The 7,560-nt window shown below is 67.7% G+C and carries 6 protein-coding genes and 1 pseudogene; 2 read left to right on the forward strand and 5 right to left on the reverse strand.

Annotated features, from left to right (window positions below; genetic code table 11):
- Positions 1-34 precede the first annotated feature (34 nt).
- A complete protein-coding gene (locus A5713_RS25925; RefSeq protein WP_067918716.1) occupies positions 35-2,071 on the forward strand; it encodes a glycoside hydrolase family 15 protein in 2,037 nt (678 codons plus the stop codon).
- 184 nt (positions 2,072-2,255) lie between these two features.
- On the opposite strand, the gene A5713_RS25930 is transcribed toward A5713_RS25925, so the two are convergent.
- The 4 genes and pseudogenes from A5713_RS25930 to lepA all read right to left on the reverse strand — a co-directional run bounded on the left by A5713_RS25930 (position 2,256) and on the right by lepA (position 6,717).
- Positions 2,256-2,978 (reverse strand): sensor domain-containing protein, encoded by a 723-nt coding sequence (locus tag A5713_RS25930; protein WP_068099113.1) that lies wholly within the window; start codon positions 2,976-2,978, stop codon positions 2,256-2,258.
- A gap of 233 nt (positions 2,979-3,211) precedes the next feature.
- Entirely contained in the window at positions 3,212-3,991 is a 780-nt protein-coding gene (locus A5713_RS25935) for a sensor domain-containing protein (RefSeq protein WP_067918720.1), read from the reverse strand.
- Entirely contained in the window at positions 3,991-4,716 is a 726-nt protein-coding gene (locus A5713_RS25940) for a sensor domain-containing protein (RefSeq protein ID WP_068099119.1), read from the reverse strand. The genes A5713_RS25935 and A5713_RS25940 overlap by 1 nt, the downstream gene beginning before the upstream one ends.
- Before the next feature lie 5 nt (positions 4,717-4,721).
- Positions 4,722-6,717 (reverse strand): annotated as a pseudogene (gene lepA, locus A5713_RS25945) (translation elongation factor 4).
- On the opposite strand from lepA, the gene A5713_RS25950 reads away from it, so the two are divergent.
- Positions 6,699-7,298, forward strand: coding sequence for a type II toxin-antitoxin system PemK/MazF family toxin (locus A5713_RS25950; RefSeq protein ID WP_068099114.1), 600 nt, complete (start codon positions 6,699-6,701; stop codon positions 7,296-7,298). The pseudogene lepA and the gene A5713_RS25950 sit on opposite strands and share 19 nt — an antisense overlap.
- A gap of 78 nt (positions 7,299-7,376) precedes the next feature.
- Here A5713_RS25950 and A5713_RS25955 read toward each other — a convergent pair.
- A partial coding sequence (locus tag A5713_RS25955) for a CBS domain-containing protein (RefSeq protein ID WP_156751751.1) occupies positions 7,377-7,560 on the reverse strand: 184 nt, incomplete at its 5' end.

The following is a 7,560-nucleotide window of genomic DNA, read 5'->3' on the forward strand; positions in this document are numbered from 1 at the left end:
GACGCCGGGCCGCTCAACAGATGATGATGTCGGGATGGTTTTGCACGCCCAGCCCGATGACCAGCCCGCCGACGCCATGCCCGAGGAGGCGTTCCAGGCGGCCCCGGCGGTCCTGCCCTCGCCCATCGACTTCAGCGCGCCGGCGCCGCTCGCTTCCAGCGCGGCACTGCGGAACCCGTTTCCGCCGATCGCCGACTACGCGTTTCTGTCGGACTGGGAGACGACGTGCCTGATCTCCCCCGCGGGATCGGTCGAATGGCTGTGCGTGCCTCGGCCGGACTCCCCCAGCGTGTTCGGTGCCATCCTGGATCGCAGCGCCGGCCACTTCCGGCTCGGGCCCTACGGCGTCTCGGTGCCCTCGGCCCGCCGCTACCTGCCCGGCAGCCTGATCATGGAGACCACGTGGCAAACCCACACCGGGTGGTTGATCGTGCGTGACGCGCTGGTGATGGGACCGTGGCACGACATCGAGCGCCGATCGCGGACCCATCGCCGCACCCCGATGGACTGGGACGCCGAGCACATCCTGTTGCGCACGGTGCGCTGCGTCAGCGGGACCGTCGAGCTGATGATGAGCTGCGAGCCGGCGTTCGACTACCACCGCGTCGGTGCCACCTGGGAATACTCGGCCAACGCCTACGGCGAGGCCATCGCGCGGGCCGCCAAGCAGCCCGACGCCCACCCGACGCTGCGGCTCACCACGAACCTGCGGATCGGGCTGGAGGGGCGCGAAGCGCGGGCACGCACGCGGATGAAGGAGGGGGACGACGTGTTCGTCGCCCTGAGCTGGACCAAGCACCCTGCACCGCAGACTTACGAAGAGGCCGCGGACAAGATGTGGCAGACCACCGAGTGTTGGCGGCAGTGGATCAACATCGGCAACTTCCCCGACCACCCCTGGCGGGCGTACCTGCAGCGCAGCGCGCTCACGTTGAAGGGCCTGACGTACTCGCCCACCGGGGCGCTGCTGGCGGCCGCGACCACGTCGCTGCCGGAAACGCCGCAGGGCGAACGCAATTGGGACTACCGCTACGCGTGGGTGCGTGATTCGACGTTCGCGTTGTGGGGCCTCTACACGCTGGGTCTGGACCGCGAGGCAGACGACTTCTTTGCGTTCATCGCCGACGTCTCCGGCGCCAACAGCAACGAACGGCACCCGCTGCAGGTGATGTACGGCGTGGGCGGCGAACGCAGCCTGGTCGAAGAGGAGCTGCACCACCTGTCGGGTTATGACCATGCGCGGCCGGTGCGCATCGGCAACGGCGCCTACGACCAGGTCCAGCACGACATCTGGGGCTCGATCCTCGATTCGTTCTACCTGCACTGCAAGTCCCGCGAACAGATCCCGGAGAGCCTGTGGCCGGTGCTGAAGAAGCAGGTGGAAGAGGCCATCAAGCACTGGCGGGAGCCCGACCGGGGCATCTGGGAGGTCCGTGGCGAACCCCAGCACTTCACGTCGTCGAAGGTGATGTGCTGGGTGGCGCTCGACCGCGGGGCGAAACTCGCCGAGCGCCAGGGCGAGAAGAGCTATGCCCAGCAGTGGCGGGCCATCGCCGAGGAGATCAAGCAGGACATTTTGGAGCACGGGGTGGATTCCCGCGGGGTGTTCACCCAGCGCTATGGCAGCGACGCGCTGGACGCCTCGCTGCTGCTGGTGGTGCTGACCCGCTTCCTGCCGCCCGACGACCCCCGGGTGCGCAACACGGTGCTGGCCATCGCCGACGAGCTCACCCAGGAAGGCCTGGTGCTGCGCTACCGGGTCGAGCAGACCGACGACGGGCTGGCCGGCGAGGAGGGCACGTTCACGATCTGCTCGTTCTGGCTGGTGTCGGCGCTGGTGGAGATCGGCGAGGTGGCGCGGGCCAAGCGCTTGTGCGAGCGGCTGCTGTCCTACGCCAGCCCGTTGCACCTCTACGCCGAGGAGATCGAGCCGCGGACCGGCCGGCATCTGGGTAACTTCCCGCAGGCGTTCACCCACCTGGCGTTGATCAACGCCGTGGTGCACGTGATTCGCGCCGAGGAGGAGGCCGACGGGTCCGGGATGTTCCAGCCGGCCAACGCGCCGATGTAGGAGCGGCGATCGCGAGCGCGGCCGTCAGGCCGGGCGAAGCGGGTCGCCGCCGTTGGTGTAGTCGCGATCGCGAGCGCGGCCGTCAGGCCGGGCGAAGCGGGTCGCCGCCGTTGCTGTAGTCGCGATCGCGAGCGCGGCCGTCAGGCCGGGCGAAGCGGGTCGCCGCCGTTGGTGTGGTGGCGGGTCAGCTCAGTGCGCTCACTTTGTCCCGCATGACTTGGGCGATGTCCAGCGCGCTGGAGTTCACGTCCCCCTGCGCGTCCGGTGACGCGCCGGGTGTGCCGAAGAAGTCGACTTCGACTTCGATCAGGCAGTTGTCCCGCACGCCGACGGCCCTGGCGGCGGGAAGCGATGGGGGCGAGAACAGGGTGGGTGTGTTCCATCGCATCGAAATCGTCGCAGCGACAACGGAAACGGCGTTCTGTACGTGACTGACTTGCACTTTCAGCGGCAGACTTCCGCCCGAAATGGGCACCGTCTTACCGTCGCATTCCTGCCACTGCCTCGAGACGGTGGCGAACAGGGCGTTGGCTACGGCGGCGGTGGGCAAGCTGATCGCGGCCTCTTGCACCCTGGTCACCGTCACGGCGGACCCGGCATCGGGCCGCCAGGTCGTGAGCGCAAAGCCTTTCACGTTGGCGGACCGGTAGGCACCCGCCTGCATCATCACCGCCACTGCGAGGCAACTGTCGGACCACCCCGTGCCCGTACCCGCCAACAGCTCGGGGCCCCCGACAAGCGGCGGGAAACGCGGGTCGGGCTCCAGCGGTTGCTTGACGATGCGGGATAGCGCGCTCCTGCCCAACAGCACCCGATTGAGGGCCTGCCCGTCGAGGGATCGCGGCGTGAGGTTCGCTGGTGGCCGCGCCGCGCCGGCGACCGTGACGGAGCAACCCGTCGCCGACATCAAGACGACCAGAAGCGCTGCCGCACACCAACGTCGACCCCGACCGCGGCGCTTATCGGACAACGCGGCGACAGACGCGGGCCGCGGCACTTCAATGCGACGAATACTTCCCATGCGCTTTTCGGCTACCTCTCACCCCCACCGAGTTTAGGTTTCGCGACACCACCAAGACGGCACGTACACGTCAACACAGCCCAACCCCAGAAAAGTCCCAGCCTGGTGCCAGCTGCGCGTCAGCTCAACGCGCTGACCTTGTCCATCAGCGCGTGCGCGATGTCGATGGCGCTGTGGTGTACGTCACCGGTTCCCTCGTCCCTCGGTTGCGTCGCGCCGAAGAACGCGACGTCGACTTCGACGAGGCAGTTCCCCCGAATGCCGAGCGCGCGCGCTTCGGGGCGCGGTCCGCTGGACGGTAGGCCGGGCAACTGGGTATCGATCGAAAGGGTCGCACCCACAACCGAATCGGTGACGCGCACGTCGGAGATGTTGTCGGAGAAGACGATTGCGGGGCGGTCGGTGATGATGCTGGGACGCCCGATGGTCACGGTGGTGCCGTCGCAGTCGCGCCACTGCTGGGTGAACTGCTGGAACAACGCGGCGGCCCCACCGGCGCTGGACAGGGCGACCACGCCCTCGGCCACGCTGATCACCTTCGCCGGCCCGCGCAGGTTCCACCACGTCTCCCGCGCCGCGTTCTTGACGTCGCCGGATTGGTAGGCGTTCTTGACCATCATGGAGGTGACGCCGATGCAGTTGAGGGGTGAGACCGCCCCGAACGCGGGCGGCAACACCTCGGGCCCGCCGAAGCGCCCCGGAAGTTCGGTCTTGGCCACGAAGGACTGACCGAGCAGCTTCGACAGCTCGCCGTCGTCGAGGAGCACCTTCTTGACGGCCTGCCCGGTGACCGGGTGGGGCTTCAAACCCGGCGCGGGGCGCGCGGTGCCGGCGACGGTGCAGCCGGTGGCCAGCGCTACGACGGCCAGGCAGGCGAGGACGATGCGGCCGGTTCTCATCAGTTGTTGGTCGAGACTTTTCGCAACATCGCCTCGACGACGTCGATGGCCCTGCTCCCGGCTTGCACATGCGGGCCGTCGGCGACTTTGACGTCGGCGACGACATCGGCGCGCACGCCCACGGCCCGCTCGTCCGGGGCCGGCCCAGTGTGATGGTTGTCCCACGCGCTGACGGTCGCCGACAGGACCGGCCCGTCCACGCGGATACCGGTCGCCTTGGAATACAACTCGGTGTTGCTCGAGTCGTGGGTGTACATCGTGACGGTGACGCCCTCACAGCGTTGCCATTGCGTGACGAACGACGCGAAGAGCCGTTGCGCGTCGGCCGGCGACGCCAGCTTGATCGCCGCCGCCGTAGCACTGGACACCGCCACGCCGGAGTCGTAGTTCCAGTAGTCCTCCGTCGCGACGGCACGGACGTGGCCGGGTTCGTAGACGATGCGCATCGCCGGCGCGACGAGCCCGAGACATTCGATGGGTGCGGCGCCGCCGCTGTCGCGAATCCCGTTGGGCAGCATATCGATATCTCCAACCAACGCGGGGGCGTGTGGCGGCAGCTGGTTGCCGACGGCCGCGCTGACCTCCTCGGTGTCCGGCAGGATTTGCTCGAGCGGCAGCGCTGCTCCGCCGAGATGCCCGGCGCGCGTGGGCGTGCCGGTGACGGTCGTGACGCACCCGGTGCTCAGCAGGCCGATACCAGCCACGGCAGCGGCCCGCGTGAGCATCACGGCTACTTCTTGCCCTTCTCACCCGCGGCGTCGGTGGACAGCGCCGCCACGAAGGCCTCCTGCGGCACGTCGACCCGCCCGATGGTCTTCATCCGCTTCTTGCCCTCCTTCTGCTTCTCCAGCAGTTTGCGCTTGCGGGTGATGTCCCCGCCGTAGCACTTGGACAGCACGTCCTTGCGGATCGCCCGAATGTTCTCGCGGGCAATGATTTTCGATCCGATGGCCGCCTGCACCGGCACCTCGAACTGCTGGCGCGGAATCAGCTCTTTGAGCTTGGTGGTCATCTTGTTGCCGTACGCCGATGCCCCGTCTTTGTGGACGATCGCGCTGAACGCGTCGACGGCCTCGCCCTGCAGCAGGATGTCGACCTTGACCAGTTGGGCCTCCTGCTCGCCGGCCTCCTCGTAGTCGAGGCTGGCGTAGCCGCGGGTTCGCGACTTCAGCGAGTCGAAGAAGTCGAAGATGATCTCGCCGAGCGGCATGGTGTAGCGCAGTTCGACCCGCTCGGGTGAGAGGTAGTCCATGCCACCCAGCTCGCCGCGGCGCGACTGGCAAAGCTCCATGATGGTGCCGATGAACTCGCTGGGCGCGATGATGGTGGTCTTGACGACGGGCTCGTAAACCGTGCGGACCTTGCCCTCGGGCCAATCGGACGGGTTGGTCACGATGATCTCCGTCTCGTCTTCCTTGATGACGCGGTAGACGACGTTGGGTGACGTCGAGATCAGGTCCAGATCGAACTCGCGTTCCAGGCGTTCGCGGGTGATCTCCATGTGCAGCAGGCCCAGGAAGCCGCACCGGAACCCGAAGCCCAGCGCCACCGACGTTTCTGGCTCGTAGGTCAGGGCCGCGTCGTTGAGCTGCAGCTTGTCCAGCGCATCACGCAGGTCCGGGTAGTCGGAGCCGTCCACGGGATACAGGCCCGAGTAGACCATCGGCTTGGGTTCGCGATAACCCGTCAGCGCCTCGGTGGCGCCGTGCCGGGCCGTTGTCACCGTGTCGCCGACCTTGGACTGGCGGACGTCCTTCACGCCGGTGATCAGGTAACCCACCTCACCCACTCCCAAGCCCTCGCTGGGCTTCGGTTCGGGCGAGACGATGCCCACCTCGAGCAACTCGTGGGTGGCGCCGGTGGACATCATCTTGATCCGCTCACGCGGGACGATCTTGCCGTCCATCACCCGGACGTAGGTCACCACGCCGCGGTAGATGTCGTAGACGGAGTCGAAGATCATCGCGCGGGTGGGCGCGTCGGCGTCGCCCTGCGGCGGGGGCACCTCGCGCACCACATGGTCGAGCAGGTCGGCGACGCCCTCCCCGGTTTTGCCGGACACCCGCAGCACGTCGCCGGGTTCGCAGCCGACGATGTGGGCGAGTTCGGCGGCGTAGCGCTCGGGGTCGGCCGCGGGCAGGTCGATCTTGTTGAGCACCGGGATGATGTGCAGGTCGCGGTCCAGCGCCAGGTAGAGGTTGGCCAGCGTCTGCGCCTCGATGCCCTGGGCGGCGTCGACCAGCAGCACCGCGCCCTCACACGCCTCCAGCGCGCGGGACACCTCGTAGGTGAAGTCGACGTGGCCCGGGGTGTCGATCAGGTGCAGGACGTAATCGGTTTGATCGACGCGCCACGGCAGCCGCACGTTCTGCGCCTTGATGGTGATCCCGCGCTCCCGCTCGATGTCCATCCGGTCCAGGTATTGCGCGCGCATTGACCGCTCATCGACGACGCCGGTGAGCTGAAGCATCCGGTCCGCCAGCGTGGACTTGCCGTGATCGATGTGGGCGATGATGCAGAAGTTCCGAATCTGCGCCGGCGCGGTGAAGGTCTTGTCGGCGAAACTGCTGATGGGAATCTCCTGGTCTGCACATGCTTGCGGCCGCTTGAACACCGGCTCATGGGTATGTCCAGGGTATCCAGGGCCGGCCGCCGAGACCTACTCGGACACAATCGCGCCCGGGCGCGGCGCGTCTATGCTGCGAATATGGCGTCTGCCCGCAAATCCCAGTGGAAGACGTTCCAGCGGTTCGCGGAAAACCTGGTGTTCGACCGGGCCCCGCGACTGGCCCGGCACGTGCAGAACTCGCAGTCCGTGCTGCGGGAACTGCAACAGGCCGTCAAGATCACCGCGAACGTCATCGCGGCCGCCGCGCCGCAACAGCCCGCGATCGCGGCGGGCCGCCCGGTGACCAACACGAGCTTTCCCACCGCGCAGCGCGCGCGCAAGCTGGTCTACGCGCCCGACCTCGACGGCCGGGCCGATCCCGGCGAGATCGTCTGGACGTGGGTGGTCTACGAGGACGACCCCACCCGTGGCAAGGACCGCCCCGTGCTGGTGGTCGGTCGCGACCGCCGCGTCCTGCTCGGGTTGATGGTGTCCAGCCAGGAGCGCCACGCCGAGGACCGGGACTGGATCGGGATCGGTTCCGGCGCGTGGGATTACGAGGGCAGACCGAGCTGGGTGCGGTTGGACCGGGTGCTCGACGTGCCCGAAGAGAGCATTCGCCGCGAGGGCGCGATCCTGGACCGGGAGATCTTCGACGTCATCGCCGAGCGGCTGCGGGCGGACTACGCCTGGAGCTAAGACTCCCGCCGAACGTGTAACCACGGCGAAAAAAGGGCCGAATCTTCGCCCTGAGTGCACGTTCGGCGAACCGGCGGGTCAGCCCTGGGTGATGTAGGAATGCAGCTGCTGCTGCTCGGCCTCGAGCTCTTCCATGCGGGTCTTCACCACATCGCCGATGCTGACGATGCCGATCAGCTTCTTGCCGTCGAGCACCGGCACGTGGCGCACCCGGTTCTTGGTCATCAGCACGCTCAGGGAGTCGACCGTGTCGGCTTTGGTG

Origin of the sequence: Mycobacterium sp. E2497, from assembly GCF_001668695.1 — a bacterium.
Taxonomy (GTDB): Bacteria; Actinomycetota; Actinomycetes; order Mycobacteriales; family Mycobacteriaceae; genus Mycobacterium.

Bases quoted from the DNA above. Each gene is read 5' to 3' on its own strand.
- A5713_RS25935 (WP_067918720.1), bottom strand. From the start codon at position 3,991: ATGAGAACCGGCCGCATCGTCCTCGCCTGCCTGGCCGTCGTAGCGCTG.
- A5713_RS25940 (WP_068099119.1), bottom strand. From the start codon at position 4,716: ATGCTCACGCGGGCCGCTGCCGTGGCTGGTATCGGCCTGCTGAGCACC.
- A5713_RS25925 (WP_067918716.1), top strand. From the start codon at position 35: ATGGTTTTGCACGCCCAGCCCGATGACCAGCCCGCCGACGCCATGCCC.
- A5713_RS25930 (WP_068099113.1), bottom strand. From the start codon at position 2,978: ATGTCGGCGACGGGTTGCTCCGTCACGGTCGCCGGCGCGGCGCGGCCA.
- A5713_RS25950 (WP_068099114.1), top strand. From the start codon at position 6,699: ATGGCGTCTGCCCGCAAATCCCAGTGGAAGACGTTCCAGCGGTTCGCG.